This is a genomic window from Flectobacillus longus (genome assembly GCF_030056705.1).
Taxonomy (GTDB): domain Bacteria; phylum Bacteroidota; class Bacteroidia; order Cytophagales; family Spirosomataceae; genus Flectobacillus; species Flectobacillus longus.
Genome location: NZ_JASHIC010000012.1, coordinates 37,561 through 64,116, shown reverse-complemented (window position 1 = coordinate 64,116; position 26,556 = coordinate 37,561). Strand labels below are relative to the sequence as shown.

Sequence of the window (26,556 nt, the reverse complement as noted above, 5' to 3'; positions counted from 1 at the left end):
TCAAATAGTAACAGTATAAATTCATTGCTTACGCAAGCAATTTCCCAAAGTTTAAACAGCCTCAATATATTTAAAATCGTCAAAATCGAATGGTAAAGAAATAAAAATGCACCGCCTCGACTTTGGCGGTGCAAAATTACAAAGAACTTGGCTTTTTAGCTGTATTTTTTTACAAAAGGTTATTTACTTGTGCCTTTTGCTACTGGAGAAGCATTTTTTAGAGCCGCCTTTACAAAATGTACGAATAACGGAGCAGGATTTACAACCGTTGATTTATATTCTGGGTGGAATTGAACACCAATAAAGAATGGATGATCTTTGATTTCAACAATCTCAACCAAACCTGAGTCTGTATTGATACCTGTTGGAACCATTCCAGCCGCTTTGATTTGTTCAAAATAATTATTGTTGAACTCATAACGGTGACGGTGACGCTCTTGGATATTTAGTTTTCCATAGATGCTATGCGCCAATGAGCCTTTTTCGATTTTACAACCATAAGCACCCAAACGCATTGTACCACCTTTGTTGGTAATATCCTTTTGGTCGGCCATGATGTCGATTACAGGATGAGCCGTTTCAGGATTCATTTCTGAAGAGTGTGCTTCAGCAAGTCCCAATACGTTACGAGAAAACTCGATTACTGCACATTGCATACCCAAACAAATACCAAAGAATGGAATTTTGTGTTCACGGGCATATTTTACAGCGTTGATTTTTCCTTCAATACCACGCTCACCAAAGCCTGGCGCTACTAAGATACCATCTAAGTTGGCTAATTTGCTTTCGTAACCAGTATCAATGAGTGTTTCAGAAGAAATCCAACGAATATTTACTTTAGTTTCACAAACTGCTCCAGCATGAATAATAGCTTCAGCAATTGATTTATACGAGTCTTTCAATTCTACGTATTTACCAACCAAACCGATAGTGATTTGTTCGGTAGGGTTTTTCAATTTACCCAAGAACGCTTTCCATTGGTCTAAGTCTGCATCACGGTCGTTGTAAATATCTAATTTGTACAATACTCTTGCGTCTAATTTTTCTTTACGCATCAATAAAGGTACATCATAGATGGTCTCAGCGTCCATAGCCTCAATCACATCGTTGGCAGATACGTTGCAGAATAGGGCAATTTTGCGACGCATATCTTGTGGAAGAGGATGCTCTGTACGACATACCAAAATATCAGGCTGAATACCAGATTCTGACAATTGACGTACTGAGTGTTGAGTTGGTTTTGTTTTAAGCTCACCCGCAGATGCCAAATATGGAACCAATGTTAGGTGGATAAACAACGTGTTTTTCTCACCTAAATCCCATTTTAATTGACGAGTAGCCTCAATAAATGGAAGTGACTCGATGTCACCCACGCAACCACCGATTTCAGTGATTACGACGTCGTATTCGCCAGTTTCGCCCAACAACAAGATGCTTCTTTTGATTTCATCCGTGATGTGAGGAACTACTTGAACGGTTTTACCCAAATAATCACCACGACGTTCTTTCGTGATTACATTGTAGTAAATACGACCAGTTGTAATGTTGTTTGCTTGTGAAGTTGGTACGCCCAAGAAACGCTCATAGTGACCCAAGTCAAGGTCAGTTTCAGCGCCATCGTTGGTTACATAACACTCCCCATGCTCATAAGGGTTAAGTGTACCCGGATCGATATTGATATACGGGTCAAATTTTTGAATAGTTACCGATAATCCTCTGGCTTGCAGAAGTTTTGCTAATGATGAGGCAATAATACCTTTGCCTAATGAAGAAGTCACACCGCCCGTAACAAAGATGTATTTCGCGGTTTTAGGTTGCCCTTTACCTGACATTGTAAGAAATGATTGATTTGTGAATTTTCCGATGAACGAAAGTTCATGGACGTTTCAGATTTCCCAAAGAAGATTTCATTTTAGAAAATCCGAAACTATGGTTACGGGATACAAAGGTAAGAAAATTCCTTAGAACTCTAAGTGTAAAGTGGCTAAGTTTTTTTGAAGTGCCTGATTTTCAGGAGAATATTTTTTTATTTTTTTTGAAGATACATTCTGCGAAAAATTTTACCTGATGATGGTCAGAAAACTCTTTCATCATGGTCTGATTTCCGACAGTTTTTGATTGACTTAACAAAAATTGTATTTTTTCTTGTAACTCTTCTTGATTATTTGGCTCTACGGTAATTCCCAGTTGATTTCTTCGGGTAAGTTCTCCCATCAAACCGTAATTATAAGTTAAGAGCGGTTTTTGGGCAAAAGCTGAGCGCACCATGATACCACTCATACCAATATGTTTTTGATACAAGCCCATAATTACATCAGAAAGTGCAAAGAATTGTTCAATTAGTTCGGGTTCTACGAAATAATCAACTTTAACAATTTGTAAGTGGTTTTCGGCTCCAACCGCTTTTAATTTTTCCTCAAAACGATTTTTTTCTTCGGCAGTCCAGCCGCCTACTAGCAGTAAGCAAGCATCCTGTTGTTGTTTTTGGGGTAATTGAAGCAATGCCTCCAGCGTTGGAATGATTCCTTTTCTTTCATCCAAAAAACCAAAAATAAGAAATACCTTACGATGCGGTTCAATACCTAACTGTTGTCGGAGCAAAGCGGGAGCTTCCGCTGGGAATGGATAGGTTTTGACTGGGTCAGGCAAATACAATGCTTTGTTACTATGCCATTTTTCTTGAATATACTCTGCTGCAAAGGGGTCAAGGCAATAAAGATTGGTCAACTTTTTAGAAAAAAGTAACCCACGAAGCATCCATTTTTTACGAATAAAATTGATACGTTCTTTCCAAGAGTCGGGACGATAATTGGTCAGTGTAGTTCTAAAAAATATGCCAGAAAAAGTACAAGGAGCTTGATTGCCTTTTTGTAAAATCGCCAATTGTAAATGGTCAAGATACATCAAAACACTATGTTGGGCTTGAAATAGAGAAGCATATTTACAGAATAATCCCCATTCAAAATCTCCACGTTTGATGATATTACTTTCTGCTTGATACTGCTGAAATTCTTCCTCAGAAATATATTTCCACTCAAAAACAGAAGCATCCACCGACGTTCTTTGCGTAAGCTTGACGTGTTTCGAAGCAAAATTTGGACTTACCAAGGCTATTAATTTGATAGGAAGACGATGTTCTAACTGATATTCAATCAAATGTGCTAGATATTCAGAATGATGACCAGAAGCATCTAAATCAAATAATAAAATAGTCGGGAAAGGCATTTTGAGTGCTGAGTGCTGAGTTTTGAGTGAGGAGTTTTTAACTTATTTGGGATGTTGGATTTCGGAAAAAAATCGAACATTTCCGAAATCCAATATCTGAAATCCCAAATTGCAAAGACACTTTGTACCTTTGTGCCTTTGCCACTTGGTGCCTTTTTAGGCATTCATTAAGCTTTCGATTTCGTCAGCTTCCATTGGAATGCTTCCCATCAAATCGAGATTACCATCCTCAGTAACAAGGATATTATTTTCGAGACGAACTCCCAGACCTTCTTCTTGGATATAAATCCCAGGCTCAATTGTAAATACCATTCCAGCCTCAAAACGACGGTAGCGACTCCATACATCATGCACATCCAAACCTAAGTGGTGTGATGTTCCGTGCATAAAGTATTTTTTGAATAAAGGAGATTCTGGATTTTGATTTTTTACATCAGTTTTATCAAATAAACCTAGTCCAATCAATTCAGATTCAATGAACATTTCTACTTCGTGTTGGTATTCACTCCATAAAACACCTACCTGCATGATAGATTTAGCGAATTTGAAAGCACGATGAACAGCATCATATACTGCACGCTGACGAGCTGTATAACGACCATTGACAGGAATAGTACGCGTTAAGTCCGCATTGTAGTTAGCATATTCGGCTGCTACGTCCAACAACAACAAATCTCCATCTTTACAAATACGGCTGTTTTCGATGTAGTGCAATACACAAGCATTGGCACCTGAAGCGATAATTGGCTGATATGCAAATCCTTTTGAGCGATTTCTTACAAACTCATGGATAAGTTCTGCTTCTACTTCGTATTCTGTAACACCAGGTTTTACAAAATTCAAGAGTTTTCTAAAACCTAATTCTGTAATACGAATAGCTTCGTTGAGTTGCGCAATCTCTACAGGATTTTTGATAACACGTAGATGGTGCATCAATGGAGCCACACGCTCAAGACGGTGTAAAGGATAACGGTCTTTTACCCAGTTGATAAACTTCGCATCGCGTGTTTGTACCTCAGAACTATTACGGATATGTTCGTTGGTATTGAGATAAATGGCTTCTGCCTCAAATACCAAGGTAGTCAAAACTTGCTCGAATTGGCTAGTCCAATAGATTGTCTCAATGCCAGAAACCTCTTTTGCGTGTTCTTTTGTGTATTTGTATCCTTCCCAAACTGCAATCACATCAGAAGTTTCACGTAAGAATAAAATTTCTCTCATACGTGGGTCTGGAGCATCTGGAAACAACAAAAGAATCGTTTCTTCTTGATCGATACCACTCAAATAAAACAAATCAGAGTTTTGTCTGAAGCCCATTGTACCGTCAGCATTGGTCGGCATAATGTCATTTGAGTTGAAAATCGCTATACCTTTTGGTTTCAATAGCTGGTTTAATCTAGCTCTGTTTGTTACAAACAGTTGACTATCTATCGGTAAGTATTTCATTGATGAGTGTTGTTGGTGTTATTTTTTTTCGCACAAATAAATAATCTCCTCCTTCGGAAGAGCATAGCGTTCTACTTTGTCTTTGGGCATTTCCATCACAAAACGGTCTTGTGTAACATGCCAACCACCTTGTTCGAGGCGTTTGTGGTAGTCACGACCAAAAATACGGAAGTGGTCATCTTGTTTGAACAGACGCTCACGCTCTTTCGGGTCGGTGATGGTTTTATCCTCAAAAGTAGTTTCCAAGTTCCAGTCTTGTGGTGATTGCATAATACCCCAACCGTTTGGTTTTAGTACACGACGCATTTCTTGCATACAACGAATATCATCGTCGACGTGCTCCAATACGTGATTACAGAAAACTACATCGAAAGTATTGTCTTCGAAAGGAATATTGTGCAAGTCCATTTTTACTTTTGCCAAAGGCGACTCAATATCAGCAGTGATATAGTCCAGGTTTTTCATTTTTTCGAAACGGTCGATAAAACAATACTCAGGCGCCACATGCAAAACTTTAAGGTCGGCTTTGAAGAAATTAGTCTTTTGTTGAAGGTATAAATACATCAAACGGTGACGTTCGAGCGCAAGGCAGTTTGGACAAAGAGCGTTATCACGAGGCTCGAGACGACCATAAGGAACGAATTTCGAAAATGTAGAGCCACAAACTGTACATTCCACCTTATTACCTCGCAAAAAGAACGCATATAGGTTCATGGCAAAGTGACTAACTAATTGCAAATACTTACGAGGAATGTTTCGGAGTGTCCAGCTAATAATTTTTTTCATGGAAATGATGGTCAAATATATTTTTTGCAAAGGTAAAAAATGATTCCGAAATAAAATAGGAGGGAGAAATACTGTCCCGGTTTTATACAATTATATTCTCTAAAATGACGAATTTCTTAAATTAAGAGATTTTATCGATTACTTATATTCAATGTAAATGTTGTATTTTTACATTTAGTAAAACTAAATATATAGCTATGTTACAATCTACTGATGACTGGGATGACATTGAAAAAGAAGAAGGGAATGAGGATGTAAGTATTACAATTCCTTTTAACCCATCCGAGATAAATATTAAAATCATACCTAGAAATATCGGACAACTGGTAGAATTGATGGAGGATGATCAGATATTAGTTCCTCGTTATCAAAGATTACCAAATCTATGGAGTAATACTAAGAAGAGTCGTTTTATTGAGTCTTTAATGCTAGATTTACCTATCCCATTATTCTATTTTGATGAGGCAGATGACAAAAAATGGTACGTGGTTGATGGTCTTCAAAGAATGAGCACATTGGAGCATTTTATACTAGGTCGCGGTGAGGTTGGGAAAAATAAATCGCATTTAGTTTTGGAGAACTTGGAGTTTCTAACACAGTACAATGGTAATAAATGGGAGGAGCTACCCAGAGATGTGAAACGGAGGATTAATTCAAATCAAGTAACTATCAACCTAATTGGAAAGGGAACACCAGACGAGGTTAAATACACCATTTTTAGCCGAATAAATCAGGGAGATGTACCACTTAAGGCGCAAGAAATTCGTACAGCCCTCTTTCAGGGATACAGAGTAGATTTTTTGGAGTTTTTATTAGATCAACAACAAGAATCTGGGATATATTTTCGAAAAGCAACAGATAATTCTGTAAAAACAAAAAGACAAGAAGATTTAGATTTTGTCTCAAGATTTTTAGCGTTTTATTTACTGGGTTTTACAACCTACGAGCCAGATTTAGATAGATTTATAACAAAAGGAACACGTATTATTCCTAGCGATGAAAAAAAACTCAGCGAAATAAAAGCTAATTTTACTAAAGCGCTGAAGTTAGCTTTTAATATTTTTGGAACTGACGCTTTTAGGAAAAGGTTTAGCGTCAATGATCCACGTAAACCTGTAAATAAGCCAATTTTTGAGGTAATTAGTGTAGCATTTGCTAACTTACCTGAAGATGAAATATCTCTTTTAGAATTAAACTCGTTGGAGTTTAGAATGAAATTTATAGAATTTTTAACCAATAATAAAAAATTTCTTGATGCTATAACTACTGGAACAGCTACTAAAGAAAGTGTTATAAATAGAAATACCGAGTTTAATACACTATTAACTACATTCATTAATGATAAAAGAGATAAAGCTTCAAAATTTTAAAAGTCATGCTGAAACTCTTGTTGAGTTTGAAAATTTAACCCTTTTGTGTGGTGCTAATGGGGTAGGTAAGTCTTCTTCTATACAAGCCCTCTTATTACTACGAGATAACTATATTAAAGAACGGAATTTCGAAAATCTGGATTTGAAATCTAACTCCGTTAAAATTGGCACTGCAGGAGATGCTATTTATCAATATGCAGAGGAAGATGGCTTTACTTTTCATTTTTTGACTTCAATTGACTCCTATTTTTTTAAGTATTCAGCTGAAAAGGAAGAGGCAAAGATAAAGAGTTTTATTAATCTTGTCGAATCCAGTGCAAATAGTAAGATTGATGAAGAGAGTCTATTTTCCTACAAATTTCAATACATAAGTGCAAACAGACTTGGTCCACAAGAGCAATATCCCAAGGATGATAAAATTGTAGATATTCGACGACAAATATCGGAAATGGATGGTAAGGCTGAATACTTTGTTCATTTTCTGAATCAGTATAGAAATTTGACAGTGGCTAAAGCTTTATGTATTAAAAATGATTATGATGATTTATTTTCTCAGGTCATAGCATGGGAACAAGAGATAAGTAGTGGAATTAATATAGATATTAGAGATCAAGGAAAGTTAGGTTTTACATTAAAGTATTCTTTTGAGACTAACAGAGGAAGTACTGGTAGAACTAATTTATTTGAAGCATCGAACGTTGGATTTGGTATTAGTTATGTGATGCCAATAATTATAGCTATTCTCTCTGCCGAGCCTGGTGCTTTGTTAATAATAGAGAACCCAGAGGCTCACCTACATCCGCATGGTATATCTAAACTCACTGAGTTGATATGTCTGGCTGCTGAGTTAGGAATACAAATCATTATAGAAACACATAGTGATCATGTCATTAATGGAGTATTGGTACAATGTAAAAGATTTGAAGAAGGGAACGAGGGCATTTCAAAAGATAATGTAAAAATTTATCATTTTGATCGTGACGAAACTAATCACTGTACTGTAGCAAACAAGATTAAATTGGAAAGTGGTGGAAGGTTACGTTATCCACCCAAAGGTTTTTTTGACCAATTTACAATTGACAGAAAGTTTTTAATGGGATTTTAATGAAAAACGAATTTGTATTCTACATCCATTCCGAAATGTTCAATGATGAGCATTTCACAACTGAAAATTTTGAGATATATAGAAAAGCTACTTACTCAATTTTGGAGGTTGCTAGACAACTTGAAGCTGATATTTATTTTTCTTCAGAGGATATAGAAAAGCTCGCTGAAAAATTTGCAGAAATTAGTGACGTAGAAGGCTTTGATGAATATATTCAAAGTCCACAGGCTTATTTAGAGGTTTTGTTTAAGGATGCAATACCTCATAAATCTAGGGGTTTGTATTTTGAAGTTGTCTTCAATGAAAAACAGTCAAGTTTAGCATTTTATGCTGATAGTAAATGTTTAAATTGTTTAACAGATGCAGCCAATCATATAATTATTTCAGTAAGCCTGTCAGGAGAAAGTAACTTACTTAAAGTAGATTCAGAAAGTGAATTTGAAAAAGTGAAAATTAACTATTTTTGTTCAGATATTTTGCTCTGGAAATTTATTAACAGCAAGCTACCTAAACGTATATACCATTTCTCATCAAAACATGGTAATAGCCAGAAAAAAGCAAATCCTCCTAAAAGAAACGAACAAGCATCACAATTGAAATGTAGTGATGAAGAAGCACAAAACTTATTGGATAATGCGATTTTTGATTTGCGAGAAACCCCTTGGTGTTATATTTTTGATGATAGATACTTACCTAGTATTTCCATTTGAAGGAGATAACCCACAGAACCAGTATCATGCTTTCCACTTGGAGGATGAAAAACTATGGAATAAAGTTCCTAAATCAATTCGAGAGTTCTTTAAAAAATAAAATCACAAAAGCGGTCGAAAAACTCATTTCGACCGCTTTTGTTTATCTCAAAAACTCATGAATATATTAAGCTTTCTGAATACGATTAGTCAAATAAATACCTGCTAACGTAAGTCCACTGCCAAAACCTGCTAACATTAATTTGTCATCAAGTTGTACTTTCCCATTTTGGATACCGTTGTACCAAGCAATTGGAATAGAGGCTGCTGAGGTATTTCCGTAGTTGACAACGCTCTCCAAGCATTTTTCAATAGGGAAATCCATCTGTGAGCAAGCTGCTTCCAAAATACGAATATTTGCACTGTGAGGAATCATCCAATCGATTTGATCTGTGGTGATACCATTTTTTTCTGCCAATTTGATAATATTTGCAGGGAGGTTCGATACAGCCCACTTGAATACGGTACGTCCATTTTGGTGGATTTTTCCGTTGTAGTCTATTTGCTCAAAATTGATTGGAGCTGGTTGATTCGATAAATACAAATCTTTTCCTAAGTCGCCGTTGGTTGTTGAAATAGACTTATGTAGATATTGCGTTTCTGAGCTTTCTACTAAAACTGCACCTGCGCCATCACCAAATAATACACAACTAGTGCGGTCGGTAAAGTCAGAAATTTTTGATAACGTTTCGCCACCGATAACCAATACCTTTTGGTAGTCACCTGTTGCGATAAGACCCTTTGCCAAAATCAAACCGTAGGCAAAACCTGCGCAACCAGCCGAAACGTCCAAGCATCCTGCATTCGGAATACCCAAACGGCTCTGTACTTGGCTAGCCATACTAGGAAAGGATTGTTCGGGTGTACTGGTAGCAACAATTACAAAGTCAATGTCTGCAAGATTCTTTTGATAATTGTCAGCCAAGTTTTGAGCCGCTTTTACACACAAATCACTGGTATATTCGGTTTCTGAGCTGTAATAGCGGGTATTAATCCCTGTTCTGCTCACTATCCATTCGTCGGTAGTTTCCAAAAATTGTTCGAAATAATGGTTGTCGATTTTCTTTTCAGGAAGATACACCCCGATAGAATCAATAATTGCATTCATATTAACTTGTTTTTGAATTGTTTGAATACACATACCGAATGGTATGTGGTACTACAAATTTTTTTAGAGGCGGATTTGTTCAATAATAGCCGACTCAATATGATTAGCGATATTTACTATGTAATTTTTATTTTGGGTAATCAAAGACATGAATATTCCTCCTTCAATCATAGAGTAAATATTGGTAGCTAAGGTATGTGCGTCAGTGGCTTCTTTGATTTCTTTGTGCTTAATGCCATGGGCGATAATAGTTGCCGTATTTTGGATAAGTCTATCACAAATTTTACGAGCCTCCTCAAACAAAATTGGATTGTTGAAACGAGCATCAACTCCCAAATTAAGAAGCGGACAACCACCTCTTTCTGATGCTAACTCATAATAGTATTCTTTGAAATAAAAGGTCATACCATAAAGCTTATTTATAGCACCTTTACGTTCAATGACTACATTATTAAGGGGTTTTACCAATTTTTTTACATTCAAATGAAAAGCCTGAAAAGCTAAATCTTCTTTGTTTCTGAAGTAAAAATATACCGCTCCTTTGGTGAGATTGGTAGCCTTGGTAATCTCAGAAAGCGACGTACCATTGTAGCCTTTTTTGTTAAAAAGAGGAGCTACTTTTTCGAGTATGTATTCTTGCGTCGTTTCCATGGATTGTAAATATAAGAAAAAAAATAATTCACATACCAATCGGTATGTGAATTATTTTTTCGGGCTAAAGAAAAGTAACATGTTCTAACATAAAACATTAAAGAGAGAACTATTAAAAAAGGTCTCTTACAAAATTTTACCCACATATAAGATACTAGAGAATCAAGAACATATTTTTCTGATGAAAAATAATCTTAAATAGGTCTACAAATTACATTTTGTTGCAATAAAAGTGTCTCTTTTTTGTTCTAGTAAAGTAGTAAAACTTAATCCTCAACAACTTATACAAATATTTTATGAAAGATACCGTCTTTGCTAACTGGACCTTATCTAAACTTTTGAGCAAAAAACAATCTCTAAAGTTTTATGTTAACACTTTCTTAGTATTCCAAATTACATTGGTACTTATATCAGTATATCTTATCTCTGCAATCAACAAACAGGGCTGGATTGCTCTCTTAATTTTGTTGAACGTTGGGGTACAGCTATATCGCAACAAACATAGACTGCAATTGAAAATGGTAGAGGAGGAGATTTATTCAAGAAGAAAGTAATTCTAGGTAATAATGCAATTTGTATTATTGGGCTTTCGGCAGTTAGCTATGGGTACTTGGCAAAATGTTTATCAAAAAAGGCAGTTGAAATTAATTTTTCAACCGCCTTTTTGATACTAAATTTCAAAATGACACCTCTCTAGACGCAATGCTTTGCGTCTCTACTGGTCAAATTCATATTAATCACTAAATCACTCAATCCAAATTCACTCAATGAAGATAGATTCATGTATTTTGGAAAAATGGAGCCTTCGTGATGACTAAACTTTTACCTTTATTCTCCAAGCAAAGCAACTGCTTTGTCTATTTGATCACAGTATTTATTTAGTACTGATGAGACAATCTCAATGCCTTTTTCTGCATCTTTCCATTTTCTTTGCTCGATAGACTCACGTACTGAAGGGATTGTTTTTACACCATATCCTGTAAAAAATCCAGGAGCATAAATTTGGTGTTTGTACCACGGACGATTCGGTAAACCTTCTGGCAGGGTCAAGGTTCTTTCAATCGTATAGAGAAGTTGGTTCAATGCCTCAAGCTTCGCTGGTGCTAATTTATTGCTATTTTTTACCACAGAAGCGTAAGCATTAGCACTTTTGTTGAGACGATTCAAACTATTTTCGAGCGGAGCAAAATTAATATAAGGAACCTCCTCATAAGTTTTCACAACAATCGGTTCGTTCGGGTCAGCGGCTGCCGCAAAATGCCCTTCTTTTACCAGACGATTGTTTTCTTCAGTTTTGCTACGAATATTTTCTAGTAAAGCTTTTACTTCAGTACCATAGTTTTGAAGCGTATTTGAAAAGTTTTGGAACTCAAAAGGCAATACATCCGCATTTGCAAGACGCAAAACTGTTCTTCCCATGGTTTTTGCCAATGTTACACCATAAGCAAAGTCAGGGTCTTTGAAACGAGTGTAATGGTCAAAAGAATCATAAATAGAGTGATATTCGCCACCTTCATCTTCGCCACCATAACCCACATTCATAGCAGACACGCCCAAATGTTGTAAAAATGGTGTAAAATCCGAACCCGAACCCAAAGCGCCAATACGAATATCGCCGCGACTTAAGGCTTCTTTTTTGCTTTCGCCAGACCCATTTACCAAAATATACGAACGTAAACGGTCATAAACACTGATGTTTTTTTGTGGGTCGATTACATCTCGGCTTACTTGGTTAAAGAATTTTTCTAATGTGTGCGAACCACCAGCAGACAGAAAGCCACGTCCATTGCCATCTGAGTTAAGATATGCTACAGCTTTTTTCTGTAACTCAGAACGATTTGCCTCAGCCCATTCGGTTGAGCCTAACAAACCTGGTTCTTCACCATCCCAAGCACAAAATACCAAGGTTCTTTTTGGTTTCCAGCCTGTTTTGGCCAATTCTCCAATAGCACGAGCTTCTTCCATAACGGCTACCATCCCACTCAAAGGATCGGCTGCGCCAAATACCCAAGCATCATGGTGATTGCCTCTGAGAATCCACTGGTCAGGAAATTCTGAACCTTTCATTACTGCAATAACATTGAACAAAGGTTCTACTTTAAAATCGAATTGGAGCTTTAAATGCACTTTGGCAGCTCCAGGACCCACATGATAGGCAATAGGTAAGCCACCTCTCCAAGATTCGGGTGCTATTCTTCCATCCAATGCTTTGAGTAGGGGCAAGGCATCGCCATAAGAAATAGGTAAGACAGGAATCGTCATGATGGTTGTAGCATCTTTTACCTCCAATCTTTTGGCATCTTTGGTATCGCCATAACCAGGAGTAAGAGGGTCGCCAGGCGCAACAGGCAAGTCTAACACCGAGCCTCGTTGAACACCAGCTTCTGGACGAAAAGGGCCTTTTGGATATACATCACCTTGACCATAGCCATCGTCTTTAGGGTCGGAGTAAATAATACAACCCACTGCACCTTTTTCGGCAGCTAATTTAGGTTTTAAGCCACGCCATGAACCACCGTAGCGCACAATCACAATTTTTCCCTTAACACTAACACCTATTTTTTCGAGTACTTCATAATCATCAGGACGACCAAAATTTACATAAACTAACTCAGCGGTCACATCACCATCTGCTGAAAAGCAATTGTAAGTCGGTAAATGATCTTTTAGCTGGTTCGAAGTGCCATCTTCTTTGAGCATTGGCTCAACCAAGCTAGCTTTGAAAAGCGTAGGACTTACCAAACTAACTTCACGTACTTTAGGAGTTGGAAAAAGCGTGTAAAGTGTATCTATACGAGCCTCAAATCCCCACGATTTAAACAAATCGCGCATATATACAGCATTGGCACGGTTGTGTGGCGAGCCCACATAATGTGGTTTCGAACTCATAAACTTCATCCAAGTACGTAAGTTTTGGGCGTTAAGTTGAGCATCAAATTTGGCTTCTAATTCTTTTTCGGAAGCAGTACCTTTTTCAGAGAATCCGAGGAGGTTTTGAGCCGACGAGGTAAGTTGTCCTAGGCACAAAAATCCTAGGAGTGTAATCAGTTTTTTCATAATAAGTTATGATGAAGAAAAGTGAACATAATCGCCGAATAAATAAATTAGTAGGCAAAACGAAATTAATTTTATCCGCTTTAGGCATTAGGCCATAACCTGTAGATAAAAAATATTTCTTACGAAATTATTAACTCATTTAGCCTAAAACCTACAGCTTATTGCTTAAAGCGTATTGATGCAATTTTATTTTGCATTAATACTTTAGTCAAATTCGGTATTAGTAAAGATAAGAAGTTTATCGACTGGCAAAAGAATTAAATACCCTAAAGTTCGAAAAGAAGAGAAATTTGTATCTGGTTTTGCTGATAATCACTTTTTTAATGTACGAACAACTATATTTTTTATAACTTGAAGTTCATTAAATCACGACTAAACTAAATCACCTCTCGAAATGAAAGATGAAACCTATTCAAAATTGACCCTCGAAGAACTAAAAGCCAAAGAAAAGACGTATAAAGTTGTATTGGGAGCCTTGTTGGGATTACAGATTCTGATAGTAATATTAGCGATTTACTTGATGATTACCCAAAAGCAATTTACCTTCATTGCTATTTCAGGGGGCTTGATACCAAGTTTGATTCTTACGCAAAAAAGTCTCAAAAAAGTTCAAGAAGAAATTAAAAACCGTATTTAATAATGCTGAAAAATTTAGGATTTCAGGAATACCTATCTATTGGGTATCTTTATTTGTTGATATTAGGCGTCGTTAGCGAGTCTATTTTTTACAAAATGTTGGGGATCAATATCCTTTATTTTGCCTCTTTGTCAGATATTCTAACCGCTCCATTAACCTTACTCATGAGCCATTGGCTGATTCCTGTTACCATTTTAGGAATGGTTTTACTACTGGTGCTAGTGAATAAATTGAGCGAAAAGTTTAACGCAAAACATGACAAAGAGCAAGCGATGAATTTACTTATCCTCTGTACTGGACTTATCTTTTTTGGTTTTTTTATTGGTATCGAACTAGGAAGAGGCTCTAAACAAAAGAGTCTTATTGCCGAAGGTAAAACTAAGCCCAATTACCAAATTACTTTTGATGACGGACAAATCCAGAACGTGACCATTATAGGGCAAAATTCTACCTATCTGTTTTATGTGCCAGAAAAAGGTAAGAAGCTTATTATTGCACTTATCGATGGTAATGTAAAAAGGATGGAGGTTTTGTAACGAGAATCTTCTTCAGAACCTGATAAAGTGTTTTTGGTTAGATATAATCAGTTATTTGAATATCTTAATAATTCGTGACTATTATAACATTTTTTAACATATAAACACTAAAATAAAGCATTCATCCAATCGTTGCATAGAATAGCTAGATTCATATTTTAGGTGAATCTAGCTATTGTTTTTTAGTTTCAACCTAAATTTTAATAGCTCGTGAAGAAAAATTTTATGTTCGCCTCCTGTTTGCTCTTTGTCTGTACTGCACCTTTGATTGCCCAAGATATACTTGATAGTCCAGCTCAAATAGTGCAGATTTCTACCACTGAAACAAAAAATACCACGGAACACATCCTTGATATCTCTGATGATTCTGAGTTAATTAGACCGACAGGGAGTCTTTCAACCTATAATATATTTACTGAAAAAAAGAGGATTCAAATGTTTGTAAAAGCAGAGTATAATACCTATAGATATAATACCTACAGAAATGCGGATAATGAGAGGCTATTTCATAAATCAGCGTTGTCGAATATGTCTTTGGGAGCGGGTTTGTTATGGGAACCAAAGGGATTTAATCGAAAGCTAGGGATAGAGGTTGATGCAGCTTTTGCAAGCTATCAAGAACTTGCACAAATGAACGCTGGATTTTTACCCGCAAGAAATGTAACAGCCCTAAGTTTTGCACTTTTACCACAATACGTTTTTTACCAAAATGAAGCAGAAACGGTCGCTTTATTTGTACAAGCTGGCCCAACTTTTGAAAAAGTTATAAGTGATAGTACCCCTATGAAAACATTTGTTTATCATGATGATATAATTGGATATAGAGTAGGTCTAGGAACAAGATTTGGCAGATTATTCACCAGTATAAACTTTTCTCAAAACAATTCAGGAAGAACATCGTGGAGCAATTTTGTAAAAGCCACCATCACCAAGGTTGGTCTTTCATTGGGGTATAATTTGAGTAAGTAATAAAAACAAAAAAGCGAGCGTTTTTCAAAACGCTCGCTTTTTTGTTTGATTGTATAAAAATCTTACAATTCTCTAATCCAAACATTTCTGAAACTTACTGCATTTCCGTGGTCTTGCAATGAGATTGGACCTTTTGGCCCGTGTACAGGATTGGTTGGTTGACCGATATAGTTGGTTACACCCTGAATTTTAGTGTGATTTTGTACGATGATACCGTTGTGGATTACTGTAACATAACCAGGCGTTTCGATACCGCCATTTACTGTAAAACGTGGCGCTGTATAGATAATATCGTAAGTATTCCAATCACCTTGTTTCGCTGTTGCATTTACCATTGGAGGTGTTTGCTTATAAATCGAACCAGCTTGACCGTTACGATACGTTCTGTTTTTGTACGAATTTAATACTTGTACTTCGTAAATTCCGTGGAAGAAAACACCGCTATTGCCGCGCCCTTGGCTTTTTACATTCTCTGGCTCTTCAGGAGAACGCCATTCGATATGTAATTGGCAATCACCAAAATGCTTTTTGGTAGAGATATTTCCAGCACCTTTAACTACTGTAAAAACACCATCTTTCACTTCCCATTTAGCAGCACTACCGTCTTTGATAGACTCCCACTGATCAAGATTTTTGCCATCAAATAGCACGATAGCATCTGAAGGAATAGCTCCTGGGGTTACAACGCGAACTTCTGGGTCCCAATATTCAGTAGCGTCTGGCTTTTCAGGATTTTTTTCTACAAATCGGAAATCCTGTGCTTGGACTTTTAAGCCCAAAAGACAAACTGCGGCACTTAAAATTACCTTCTTCTTGATTTTCATTGGAAAAATTGTTTAAGTTTAAATTTTAATCTACAGTAAAACAATTCGACTGTTTTGAGTGTATCCCAATAAGACGTTTTATTGAACTGTAATTCGGGAATAGTTATTGATTATAAAAATAGTTTTAAGTTTACCGAAATAAACTGCCTGTAAATTTAACAGCAAACTTGAATAAATATGAAAAATGCCCAAATTAATTGGATTAAATTCTATATCCTATCAGGGTTTATACTTATAGCACATACTTTTTTTGGACAAAATACAGCTTTTCGCTATCTTGATGTAAATACATTATGCAAAGACAAACGTGTTTTGGCTCTCCGAAACGAGTTACCACAAGGTTGGATATTTAAAACCAATGGTTCAAATTTTTATATCGAACGTATCGATGATGTATATTTGCCCAAAGAGGCGCTAAAAAGTATAGAAATGAAAGCACAACCCGTTGAAAAGTATGTAAACGGGAAAAAAATGCTACTTTTCAAAACCAAAGCATACTTTTTGATGAGTGTTGAGAAAAAATTGCCAACCAAACTCAATACCAAACAAAAGTCTATCATGAAAGCCATTTATGAGTCTGACTACTATACTTTTTTTCTCTGGCAAAAACATGGTTATTCGTATTCAAAAGCCATTTTGCCACAAAGTTTGTACGACGAATTTAGAGAGGTAGAAAAACTGTTGGCCGACTATTGGCTTTCTAAATAAACTTCTAGCAGTATTTTGCTGACAAGCGATAACAATCATCGTTATTTTGGCTGATGGTCTACCGCCAAAAGTCCAAGCTAAACGAACACTTCTTTTAACCCTAATACTTTTACAATACGAAATGAGACCAAAAATTGCAAAAAAAGCACCAGGAGAAAGATTAGTAAAGCGTATGCCATTGCGTACCAAATGGATTTTGTGCGCCGCTGCTGGTATTTTATTATTTGGATTTGGCCTTTCTGTGGTAGCTACTGCTGCATTCAAAAAAGGCATGAATGAGGCCTTTTATATATGGTTTTTGCTAGGCTTGTACGGATTAATCTTGACAAGTTTGGGATTGGTATGCCTTGGACAGGCTGTTCGCTTTAGATTATTGATGGATATCAATAAGAAAATGAATAAGCAAGAAAAAGAACTAGCAAAGCAAATTAAGAAATTAAATCACTTGGGTGAAGTGCTTAGAAATAAAGAAGATAAAAAAGTGGAAAAGAAAGAGGATAAAAAAGATGATAGAAAAGGAAAGCTTAATAATCAGAGAAAGGTCAACGAAAAACCAAGGGTAGATAAACAAGAAAACCCCGCCACTACCGACGAGGTTTAAATCTCTTAGAAGAAATTTCGAAAATTACTTCGCAGCCTTCGCAGCAAATTCAGCTTTGATTGCTTCGATATCAATTAACTTGATTTCTGGCTTAATACGCAAACGCTTAATTGCTTCGACTTTGTTTGTAGCTATAGCCTTATTTCTTCTGTCTTTTCTTTTTAGTCTTGTAACGGCCATTGTAAACAGATTTTTTGTTTGAGGTGCAAAATTACAGAATTAAACATTCTTATCCAACATAATATTGGATATTCCTTTAAGAAATCCCCTGAAATATAGAGATTTTCGGATATTAAAACCCTTTAGGCTTCCAAAAACCTAAAGGGTTTGTTATTTTTGCAGACATTTTAAATAAAGAGTAGGAAATCAATAAATCAAGTTTGAATCTCAAAAATGCTTAAATATGTTGCGATTCAGTGCTTTTATATTCGTATTGCCCTCAAAAGCACCTACTTTTTAAGAGTTAATCAAATTACTAATTCAGAATCATGAGTAGCAAACCATCATTAGCAAGAGGAACTAGAGATTTTGGCCCAGAGAAAATGGTCAAAAGAAATTATATTTTTGACACAATCAAGGCCGTTTTTCAAAGATTTGGCTTCCAACCATTGGAAACTCCATCGATGGAAAATCTCTCGGTTTTGATGGGTAAATATGGAGATGAAGGTGACCAACTTTTATTTAAAATCTTGAATTCTGGAAACTTTTCTGAGAAAATCTCACAAACAGATTTGGATGAAGGGTATAAAAAACTAACGACTAAGATTTCAGAAAAGGGCTTGCGTTATGACCTTACAGTGCCATTTGCAAGATACGTGGTGATGAATCGTAACGAATTGCCTCTTCCTTTCAAAAGATATCAAATCCAACCAGTTTGGCGTGCTGACCGCCCTCAAAAAGGTCGTTATCGTGAATTTTACCAATGCGATGCCGATGTGGTAGGTACGGATTCTCTGATTTGTGAAGCTGAAATCGTCATGATGATTCAGGAGGTAATGCAAAGTTTGAATATCAACTTTAACCTGAAAATCAATAACCGTAAAATTCTTTCTGGTTTGTCTGAAGCCATTGGTGCTGCTGGACAAGAAGCCGCTTTAGCTGTAGCAATTGATAAATTAGATAAAATTGGTCAGGAAAAAGTAATGGAAGAGTTGGCGGAAAGAGGTTTCTCAGCGGAGGCTTTGGCTAATTTGACGCCTGTTTTCTCTATCACAGGTTCTAACCAAGAGAAGTTTACAAAATTGGAGGAATTACTTCAAACTTCGGAAGTTGGTAAAAAAGGTATTGAAGAGCTTCGTGAAATGTGGAATTACATGACAGCCTTTGGCGTGACCGACGAAAATATTGAATTAGACATTACGCTTGCACGTGGTTTGTCGTATTATACTGGTGCAATTTTCGAAGTAAAAGCATTGGATGTTCAAATTGGCTCTATCACAGGTGGTGGTCGTTATGACAACCTAACTGGTACTTTTGGGGTGCCAGGATTGTCGGGTGTAGGTATTTCTTTTGGAGTTGATCGTATTTATGATGTTTTGGAAGAATTAAACTTATTCCCTAATAATCAGGCTGTAACTACCAAATTATTATTCTGTCACTTTGGAAAAGAAGAACAAAACTATACCTTACCATTGCTGCGTGCTGCTCGTGAAAGAGGTATTAATGCAGAGGTTTTTCCAGACAATGCCAAAATCAAAAAGCAATTGGATTATGCAGACCGTAAGAAGATTCCTTTTGTCGTAATTATTGGTTCTGACGAGTTACAATCAGGTTTGTTGACTCTGAAAGACATGACTTCTGGGGAACAATTCAAACTTTCGATTGACGATATTTTTGCAAAAATTAACGAATAACTGATTACATCAATATAAATGAATAAACCCCACCGACAAGAGTTAGTGGGGCTTTTTTGGTTGGTACTTTCGAGAAATTATTTGATATATAGATTATCTAAATCAGCTTTGCTTCCTAAAAAAACGTTAAAATCTACTGTTCCTTTGATACCCTCGACCCAGCCATTTTTATTATGTTGCCAAAACCAAAGATTTGAACCATATCCTTTAAGTGCTTCATTAGAATAATCGGCAATCCAGAGTGGATAATCGTCGTAATTACCTTTGATAAACTTCTTGTAGAAATTAGGATTGGTATAAATAATTGGCTTTGTACCGTAATGATTTTCGACCATATTGAGCCATACACCAATTTCTTTAATAATTTGTTCGTCGGATTTCAAGGAATTTTGTTCAATATCTAAAACAGGAGCAAAGTCTCCTTTTTCGAGTTTTACCGAATTAATGAAGTTTCTTGCTTGTCCTACTGGTTCGCGCCAAGCAATATAAAAATGATAGGCGCCACGTCGCATTCCTGACTTGCGTGCATGCTCCCAATTGCGGTCAAACTGGCGGTCGGCGTGTGTAATACCTTCAGTAGCTTTCAAAAAAGCAAATTCAATCTTACGATTTTCATCAAATCTCATTTTCTCGACTTTCTTCCAATTTATTTCACCATTGTGATGAGATACATCAATGCCATGTACTTCGTAGCGTAAAGGAACTGAAATACCTAATTTAGAAACATTTTCCCAGCCATTAGGATTAGGTCTAAAAAGCATGACAATACCATAAATGCCCCAAATGATTAGGCAAACAATTGACAAGAAAATCGTAAGAAGTATGGCAATCTTTATATTGCGTGGTAAAGCGAAATATCTTTTCAGTAATAGTTGAATCATATTGCAAAAATATAAAATTCATAGTAAACTATTTCTGAACTACTTGCGCTTTTGATAGAAGATTTTGACAGAAAATACAAACTTGAGTCTTCTCAGATTTTGGAATTGGGGTTATTCTCTAAGTTTTCATCAAAAAAGCGGTCGGAAAATATTTTCCGACCGCTTTTTTGATGCTACTATGCTAGATTTTATTCAGCTTAAGACGCAATATTAGAATACAAATTTTAAATTAATCACTCATTCAATCACGAAATCACTAAATTAGGAATGATTCATGTTTTGTTACTACATTGCTATGGCTGACTCAGCTTAAGATGCAAAGCATTGCGCCTATACAGCTTAAAATAATCACTCAATTTCAATTCACTCAATTAGATTTTGAAACTAAGCATAGCATAAGACAACCTATTTATTTGGCTGTGGTGTTGTACGCAAATATGGTTTAACTACTGTAAATCCTTTAGGGAATTTCTCAGCAGCATCTTCTGTTTTTACCGCAGGCGTAATAATTACATCTTCACCGTCTTTCCAGTCTGCTGGAGTAGCTACTTGGTAGTTGGCAGTCAACTGCAAAGAGTCAATTACACGAAGCAATTCTTGGAAGTTACGACCAGTAGAAGCTGGGTAAGTAAGAGTCAATTTGATTTTTTTATCTGGACCGATAATAAACACCGAACGAACTGTAGCTTTTTCAGAAGCATTCGGGTGAATCATATCGTACAAAGTAGCAACGTTACGGCTTTCGTCAGCAATGATAGGAAAATTAACTGACACACCATTTACCTCTTCAATATCTGGAATCCAACGTTGGTGAGAGTCCAAATCATCTACCGAAACAGCAATAACTTTTACGCCTTTTTTCTCAAATTCACCTTTCAAAAGCGCTGTTTTACCTAACTCTGTAGTACAAACAGGAGTAAAATCAGCTGGGTGACTGAACAATAAAGCCCATGAATCGCCAATCCACTCGTGGAAATTGATTGTACCTTGCGTTGTTTCTGCCGTAAAGTCTGGGGCAATGTCTCCTAATCTTAATGACATAATAATATTTGTTTTAGGTTTATACTATGGGTACTCTAATTAGTCTATAAACTTACAAGATTATATTTGTTTTAGTTCCAGTTTTGAAGAAAACTTTATGAATCTTGATAAAAATCAACTTTTTTCGAAAAGATTTAGCCGAATATACAAAGATTAGGTCTATTTTTTATTATTTTAATGATAAATGTCCACTTTGATACCTTTAAATATCATCCAAAAAACACTCTTACTATGAAGTATCATTTTGCTAAATTAATGAATTATGAAGTTTGGGCAAACGAACAAGTTATCCAAGCCTTACAATCACTTGATAGACCAGATACACGCTCACTAGAACTATTATCACATATTTTGGCAGCTCATTTGACATGGTATAATCGTGCTAGAGAAGTACGAGCGTATATTCCTTTATGGGAAACTAAGGATTTTTCGGAATGTGTAATTATGTTGAGAAATATTACTCAAAGATGGCAAGAACTCATAGATCAGAGTGAAGAATTGACCTTTGGGAGGACTGTATCCTATACTAATAGCAAGGACGAAACACATTTTTCTAGTTTATATGAAATACTTACACATTTGATGCTTCATTCGGGCTATCACCGTGGGCAATTGGTGAGTCATTTGAAGGGCAAAATGCAGGAACTACCTGTCACTGATTTTATTGTTTTTGCCAGAGAAGAGACCAGAAAGTAAAGTAGCGATTGATACATATAAAAGCTCCGTAGCGACGATAGAAAACAAATTTAGTATAATTCTATCGTCGCTACGGAGCTTTTGACTTAGCTCATAATTTCGCATTTATACCTAAACAGCAGGTTTTTCGATAACGAAGTTATGATTAGTATAAATACAAATATCTGCCGCAATAGTTAACCCTTCTCTAACCATTTCTTCAGCTGTTAGATGAGGAGCATGTTTTTTCAAAGCCAAAGCTGCTGAAAGGGCATAGTTACTTCCAGAACCAATTGCAGCAATACCATTTTCTGGTTCTAGGACATCTCCTGTACCTGAAATAATCAAAGCCTCCTCTTTATCAGCTACAATCATCATGGCTTCTAATCTGCGCAAATAGCGGTCGGTACGCCAGTCTTTTGCTAATTCAATACTAGCACGCTTCATATTACCTCCAAAAGCATTGAGTTTTTCTTCAAATCTTTCCAAAAGGGTAAATGCATCGGCAGTAGAACCAGCGAAACCTGTCACAATTTTACCATTCAACAGTTTTCGGATTTTACGAACATGGTTTTTGGCTACGGTGCTTCCCATAGTTGCTTGTCCATCTGCTCCGATGGCTACCTCGCCATTGTGCACAATCGCCAAGACGGTGGTTGATCTAATTTTTTCCATCTATTTTCAAGAATAAAATGTTTGTCGGTAAAGAAACGAAAGACGTTAAGTCCTCTATAAAACACAAAAGATGAAAGACGCTTCCCATCTTTTGGATAAGAAGTATCTTTCATCTTTTGATGGTTCAAATACTTGGATTACACCAATAATTTGATTGGATCTTCAAGCAATTGCTTGAATGTTTGCAAGAAAGCAGCACCAGTTGCGCCATCCACAGTACGGTGGTCACAAGTTAATGTTACTTTCATTACGTTAGTAGCATAGAACTGTCCGTTTTTCACACCAACTGTTTCTTTGATACCACCTACAGCTAAAATACAAGATTCTGGTTGGTTGATGATAGAAGTAAACTCGTCGATACCGAACATACCTAAGTTACTTACGGTAAAAGTATTGCCTTCCCAATCTTTTGGTTGCAATTGTTTATTTTTAGCCTTACCACCCAAATCTTTCGCTTCAGCCGAGATTTGTGATAATGACTTCGTATTAGCAAAACGGATTACTGGAACCAACAAACCGTCCTCAACTGCTACCGCCATACCAATGTGTACGTGGTGGTTGATACGGATTTTGTCGCCCAACCAGTAAGAGTTTACTTTCGGGTGTTTAGTCAATGCAGCAGCTACAGCTTTGATTACCATGTCGTTGAACGAGATTTTTACTGGAGAGAATTCGTTCATTGAAGTACGAGCAGCCATAGCTTTGTCCATATTGATTTCCATCGTTAGATAGAACTCAGGAGCAGAGAATTTAGACTCAGACAAACGACGTGCGATAGTTTTACGCATTTGGTTTACTGAGAATTCCTCGTAGCTTTCTTGACCCAAGATTGTAGCAGGTGCCGCCGCCGCTGGTTTAGCAGCTGGTGCAGCCTTAGGAGCAGGAACGTAATTGTCGATGTCAGTTTTTACGATACGACCATTTTCTCCCGAACCTTTTACTTCGTTCAAATTGATACCTTTATCTTTTGCCAAAGCTTTTGCTAGAGGAGAAGCTTTCACTCGACCATCCGCAGAAGTCACAGTTGCCTCAGCTACTGGAGCTGCTGGTGCAGGAGCTGCCGCAGGAGTAGCAGTTGCTACTGGTGCGGGAGTGGCTGCTGGTGCAGAACCCGCTGACAACAATGCTTGATAGTTGGCACCTGGCTCACCAATAACAGCGATAACGTCATCTACTGCAACTGTTTTACCTTCTTCGATACCAATGTACAACAGCGTACAAGGAGAATATTTAGAAATGTCAATGAAGTTGTCAAGGTCAAACTCCATTGTTGCTTTGTCTGTTTCAACTTCAGCCAAAAGTGCTTCGCCAGGTTTGATAACATCCCCAACTTTGCGAAGCCAAGCTACAAGTGTACCTTCTGTCATGGTATCACTCATTTTTGGCATACCAATGATTTCAGCTTTGATATTTGACGTATCAACCGCAGGAGCTGCTGTAGCAGCAGGAGCCGCAGCAGGAGCTTCAGCAACAGGTGCAGGAGCCGCCGCCGCAGGAGCACCACTCAAAAGATGCTCGTATGCTTCGCCATTTTCACCGATGATAGCGATGATGCTATCGATAGGTACAGCTTTACCTTTTTCTAAGCCAATGTATAAAAGTCTACAATCTTTAAAATTGCTCAAGTCCATTCTCTCATCCAAATCAAGCTCCATTGTCGCTTTATCTGTTTCGATTTCAGCCAAAAGACCGTCGCCTGGCTTGAGGACGTCGCCAACTTTCTTGAGCCACTCTGCCACAACACCTTCAGTCATGGTGTCGCTCATTTTGGGCATCGTAATAATTTCTGCCATGATTCTTAGTTATAGGAAATTTATGGTCGAAGCAACTTGCGTTGCATCAATCTTTAATTAAAGGGATTGAAAATACCGTTTTAAAGTAATTCACAAATATAAAACAAGCATTAAAGCTAGACAACACATTTGTATTAGTCAATAACCACTAATCAAATCTTTTTTCTGGCGGTACCCTGTTTCATTTCAGACGCCAAAAATAAGAGTAAAGGATTTGTTTCAAAAGTTATCTTTGAAAAATATAATTTTGTCCTTTATTAATCCTGATAGTTTTTACTCAAACTTTCTATAATTAATTTTAGAAAAGTTAATTTTGCAATCCCAATGGGAATTATCATTGTTAAAAGAAAATTCCTTTGGTTTTTTACCCTGTTTTTGTAACGATTCTAATCACATTTTGTTTATGTAACTTCGTGATTTCTCTTGCTAGTTACATCTATCACGGTGTTTATCTAATAATACAGACTATCGGTAAAAGTGGTTCCGTAACTTAACTCAGAATATTCTATCACTTTTTAGTATTTCTGAGGAAGTATCCACAAACAATCTCTTTATGTACGAAGTTATTTACAACAAAACATATCTTTCTTTAAGCCTCTGTTTGATTGCATGGCTGGCATTTAGGTTTAGACCGCAAGTCGAATCATTTTTTGACCGTATTGGCAAAATTGCTTCTTTTTCATTATTAGCTTTTATATTTAGGATACTTCCATTTTTGGTTGTGTATGTGTATTACGGTTTTGATGCACAGTCTGATGTACAGATTTTTTGGCACTCGGCACAAAAGGCACAGGAATTAGGTATAGTTTATCGAGATTTCCCTTCTTTGTATTCTCCTTTGTTTGCTTATATTACCGCTATTCCGCTAGTTTTCTGGGATACAGCTAGGGCCTTAACGCTATTAATGATTATCGTTGAGCTCTTGATTTTGCTTCTAACGATGAAGACATACCGCAATGGTTTATCTAATGGACAAATTTTGTTTAAATCTTTGATTTATCTGTGTTTTCCTGCACCTTTTATATTTTGTGTTATTGGTGGACAAGAAGATATCTGGATGTGGGGATTTGCTTGTTTGATGGTTTGGGCATGGTTGAAGGGTAAATCAGACTTTGTGTTGGGAGTAATTGTGGCTTTAGGGTTGATTGTTACAAAAGCATTTTTTGTATTGTTTGTACCTCCAATTTTTCTAAAACTAAGCAATCGTTGGAATTTTATTTTAGGAATGGCTGCTTTAGGAATCCCAACATTAGCTTTCTTGTATTTGCATGGAGGTACCGCTTTTTTGATGCCAATCCAATTGGCACAAGAGCCTATGTGTCCTAATGTTTGGTCAATAACTTACCCTATATTGGGCGAATTAATCGCCAAATTTAATATTAGAATCTTAAACTGGATTGGACTTTTTGTGATTATTGGGGTTTCGTCTTGGCAGGCTGTCAAATTTAAAAATCTTGAATTAAAACAATTTGTACCTTTTGTGTGGCTAGGTATTTTTGGCGTAATGATGATATTTCAAATAGGAGCTTACTCCAATTATATTTTTATCTATGCCATGCCAATGCTTTTTGGATTAGTAAATTTTGAAGATAAAAAGTATTTCGTTTACTCTTTTATCATTCAAACAGCAGCAGTTTTACAAGCATCACTTTGGTTTAGAATTGGAAAACCGTTTTATAATTGGCTATATTTCTTACAAATCAAGTTTGTCATCGAATACGCTTTTCAACTGATTATTTTCTTTGGGGTAATTTATTGGATGAGGAATGCTTATAAGGAGATGAAAAAATTATAAGGTCTAAAACAAACAAAAGCGCCCTAAACATCACAATAAAAATGGTGTTTGGGGCACATTTGTTGTTAAAC

General features: G+C 36.5%; 25 protein-coding genes. 12 read left to right on the top strand and 13 right to left on the bottom strand.

The features are described 5' to 3' along the window. Positions 1–179 precede the first annotated feature (179 nt). The 4 genes from pyrG to QM491_RS10095 all read right to left on the bottom strand — a co-directional run bounded on the left by pyrG (position 180) and on the right by QM491_RS10095 (position 5,457). Positions 180–1,832 (bottom strand): CTP synthase, encoded by a 1,653-nt coding sequence (gene pyrG, locus QM491_RS10110; protein WP_283327374.1) that lies wholly within the window; start codon positions 1,830–1,832, stop codon positions 180–182. Between the two features lie 178 nt (positions 1,833–2,010). After that, positions 2,011–3,225, bottom strand: a complete 1,215-nt coding sequence (locus QM491_RS10105; RefSeq protein WP_283327373.1) for a glycosyltransferase — start codon at positions 3,223–3,225, stop codon at positions 2,011–2,013. 156 nt (positions 3,226–3,381) lie between these two features. After that, positions 3,382–4,671, bottom strand: a complete 1,290-nt coding sequence (locus tag QM491_RS10100; protein ID WP_283327372.1) for an aminopeptidase P family protein — start codon at positions 4,669–4,671, stop codon at positions 3,382–3,384. Between the two features lie 18 nt (positions 4,672–4,689). After that, complete coding sequence (locus tag QM491_RS10095; protein ID WP_166552418.1) at positions 4,690–5,457, bottom strand: class I SAM-dependent methyltransferase; 768 nt, start codon at positions 5,455–5,457, stop codon at positions 4,690–4,692. A gap of 197 nt (positions 5,458–5,654) precedes the next feature. Here QM491_RS10095 and QM491_RS10090 point away from each other — a divergent pair, with 197 nt between their 5' ends. The 3 genes from QM491_RS10090 to QM491_RS10080 are packed head-to-tail and all read left to right on the top strand — an operon-like array spanning position 5,655 to position 8,642. After that, the gene (locus tag QM491_RS10090) at positions 5,655–6,827 is read left to right on the top strand and encodes a DUF262 domain-containing protein (protein WP_283327371.1); all 1,173 of its coding nucleotides are present in this window, start codon (positions 5,655–5,657) and stop codon (positions 6,825–6,827) included. After that, positions 6,796–7,932 (top strand): AAA family ATPase, encoded by a 1,137-nt coding sequence (locus tag QM491_RS10085; RefSeq protein ID WP_283327370.1) that lies wholly within the window; start codon positions 6,796–6,798, stop codon positions 7,930–7,932. The genes QM491_RS10090 and QM491_RS10085 overlap by 32 nt, the downstream gene beginning before the upstream one ends. Then, positions 7,932–8,642: a hypothetical protein gene (locus QM491_RS10080; RefSeq protein WP_283327369.1), complete on the top strand. Its 711-nt coding sequence runs from the start codon at positions 7,932–7,934 to the stop codon at positions 8,640–8,642. The genes QM491_RS10085 and QM491_RS10080 overlap by 1 nt, the downstream gene beginning before the upstream one ends. Before the next feature lie 166 nt (positions 8,643–8,808). On the opposite strand, the gene QM491_RS10075 is transcribed toward QM491_RS10080, so the two are convergent. Both QM491_RS10075 and QM491_RS10070 read right to left on the bottom strand, forming a co-directional pair. Beyond that, positions 8,809–9,789, bottom strand: a complete 981-nt coding sequence (locus QM491_RS10075) for a ketoacyl-ACP synthase III (protein WP_283327368.1) — start codon at positions 9,787–9,789, stop codon at positions 8,809–8,811. Positions 9,790–9,852: 63 nt separating this feature from the next. Next, on the bottom strand, positions 9,853–10,440 hold the full coding sequence (locus QM491_RS10070; RefSeq protein WP_283327367.1) for a TetR/AcrR family transcriptional regulator: 588 nt from the start codon (positions 10,438–10,440) through the stop codon (positions 9,853–9,855). A 296-nt stretch (positions 10,441–10,736) separates the two neighbouring features. Here QM491_RS10070 and QM491_RS10065 point away from each other — a divergent pair, with 296 nt between their 5' ends. Then, a complete protein-coding gene (locus QM491_RS10065) occupies positions 10,737–10,994 on the top strand; it encodes a hypothetical protein (RefSeq protein WP_283327366.1) in 258 nt (85 codons plus the stop codon). A gap of 274 nt (positions 10,995–11,268) precedes the next feature. Here the strand turns inward: QM491_RS10065 and QM491_RS10060 are convergent, their stop codons facing one another. Continuing rightward, positions 11,269–13,497 (bottom strand): transferrin receptor-like dimerization domain-containing protein, encoded by a 2,229-nt coding sequence (locus QM491_RS10060; RefSeq protein ID WP_283327365.1) that lies wholly within the window; start codon positions 13,495–13,497, stop codon positions 11,269–11,271. A 394-nt stretch (positions 13,498–13,891) separates the two neighbouring features. Here QM491_RS10060 and QM491_RS10055 point away from each other — a divergent pair, with 394 nt between their 5' ends. From QM491_RS10055 to QM491_RS10045, 3 genes are all read left to right on the top strand, one after another. Beyond that, positions 13,892–14,134 carry a hypothetical protein gene (locus QM491_RS10055; RefSeq protein WP_283327364.1) on the top strand — a complete coding sequence of 81 codons (243 nt, stop codon included), beginning with the start codon at positions 13,892–13,894 and terminating at the stop codon, positions 14,132–14,134. 2 nt (positions 14,135–14,136) lie between these two features. After that, positions 14,137–14,670: a hypothetical protein gene (locus tag QM491_RS10050; RefSeq protein ID WP_283327363.1), complete on the top strand. Its 534-nt coding sequence runs from the start codon at positions 14,137–14,139 to the stop codon at positions 14,668–14,670. Positions 14,671–14,880: 210 nt separating this feature from the next. Next, complete coding sequence (locus tag QM491_RS10045; RefSeq protein ID WP_283327362.1) at positions 14,881–15,639, top strand: hypothetical protein; 759 nt, start codon at positions 14,881–14,883, stop codon at positions 15,637–15,639. Positions 15,640–15,701: 62 nt separating this feature from the next. On the opposite strand, the gene QM491_RS10040 is transcribed toward QM491_RS10045, so the two are convergent. Then, entirely contained in the window at positions 15,702–16,463 is a 762-nt protein-coding gene (locus tag QM491_RS10040; protein ID WP_166577489.1) for a 3-keto-disaccharide hydrolase, read from the bottom strand. Between the two features lie 177 nt (positions 16,464–16,640). Here QM491_RS10040 and QM491_RS10035 point away from each other — a divergent pair, with 177 nt between their 5' ends. Beyond that, positions 16,641–17,171, top strand: coding sequence for a hypothetical protein (locus QM491_RS10035; protein WP_283327361.1), 531 nt, complete (start codon positions 16,641–16,643; stop codon positions 17,169–17,171). Positions 17,172–17,292: 121 nt separating this feature from the next. Further along, positions 17,293–17,772: a hypothetical protein gene (locus QM491_RS10030; RefSeq protein ID WP_283327360.1), complete on the top strand. Its 480-nt coding sequence runs from the start codon at positions 17,293–17,295 to the stop codon at positions 17,770–17,772. A gap of 24 nt (positions 17,773–17,796) precedes the next feature. On the opposite strand, the gene QM491_RS10025 is transcribed toward QM491_RS10030, so the two are convergent. Continuing rightward, positions 17,797–17,952, bottom strand: a complete 156-nt coding sequence (locus QM491_RS10025; protein ID WP_283327359.1) for a hypothetical protein — start codon at positions 17,950–17,952, stop codon at positions 17,797–17,799. Between the two features lie 308 nt (positions 17,953–18,260). On the opposite strand from QM491_RS10025, the gene hisS reads away from it, so the two are divergent. Further along, positions 18,261–19,625 carry a histidine--tRNA ligase gene (hisS, locus tag QM491_RS10020; protein WP_283327358.1) on the top strand — a complete coding sequence of 455 codons (1,365 nt, stop codon included), beginning with the start codon at positions 18,261–18,263 and terminating at the stop codon, positions 19,623–19,625. 77 nt (positions 19,626–19,702) lie between these two features. On the opposite strand, the gene QM491_RS10015 is transcribed toward hisS, so the two are convergent. Further along, positions 19,703–20,506, bottom strand: a complete 804-nt coding sequence (locus QM491_RS10015) for a glycoside hydrolase family 25 protein (protein ID WP_283327357.1) — start codon at positions 20,504–20,506, stop codon at positions 19,703–19,705. A gap of 405 nt (positions 20,507–20,911) precedes the next feature. Continuing rightward, entirely contained in the window at positions 20,912–21,547 is a 636-nt protein-coding gene (locus QM491_RS10010) for a peroxiredoxin (RefSeq protein ID WP_166552402.1), read from the bottom strand. Positions 21,548–21,778: 231 nt separating this feature from the next. On the opposite strand from QM491_RS10010, the gene QM491_RS10005 reads away from it, so the two are divergent. Next, a complete protein-coding gene (locus QM491_RS10005; RefSeq protein WP_166552401.1) occupies positions 21,779–22,243 on the top strand; it encodes a DinB family protein in 465 nt (154 codons plus the stop codon). A gap of 111 nt (positions 22,244–22,354) precedes the next feature. On the opposite strand, the gene hslV is transcribed toward QM491_RS10005, so the two are convergent. Both hslV and QM491_RS09995 read right to left on the bottom strand, forming a co-directional pair. Continuing rightward, positions 22,355–22,897 (bottom strand): ATP-dependent protease subunit HslV, encoded by a 543-nt coding sequence (gene hslV / locus QM491_RS10000; RefSeq protein ID WP_095162887.1) that lies wholly within the window; start codon positions 22,895–22,897, stop codon positions 22,355–22,357. A 137-nt stretch (positions 22,898–23,034) separates the two neighbouring features. Further along, on the bottom strand, positions 23,035–24,690 hold the full coding sequence (locus tag QM491_RS09995) for a dihydrolipoyl dehydrogenase family protein (RefSeq protein WP_283327356.1): 1,656 nt from the start codon (positions 24,688–24,690) through the stop codon (positions 23,035–23,037). Positions 24,691–25,243: 553 nt separating this feature from the next. Between QM491_RS09995 and QM491_RS09990 the strand changes: the two genes are divergently transcribed. Continuing rightward, entirely contained in the window at positions 25,244–26,485 is a 1,242-nt protein-coding gene (locus tag QM491_RS09990; protein WP_283327355.1) for a hypothetical protein, read from the top strand. The last annotated feature ends 71 nt before the right edge of the window (positions 26,486–26,556 follow it).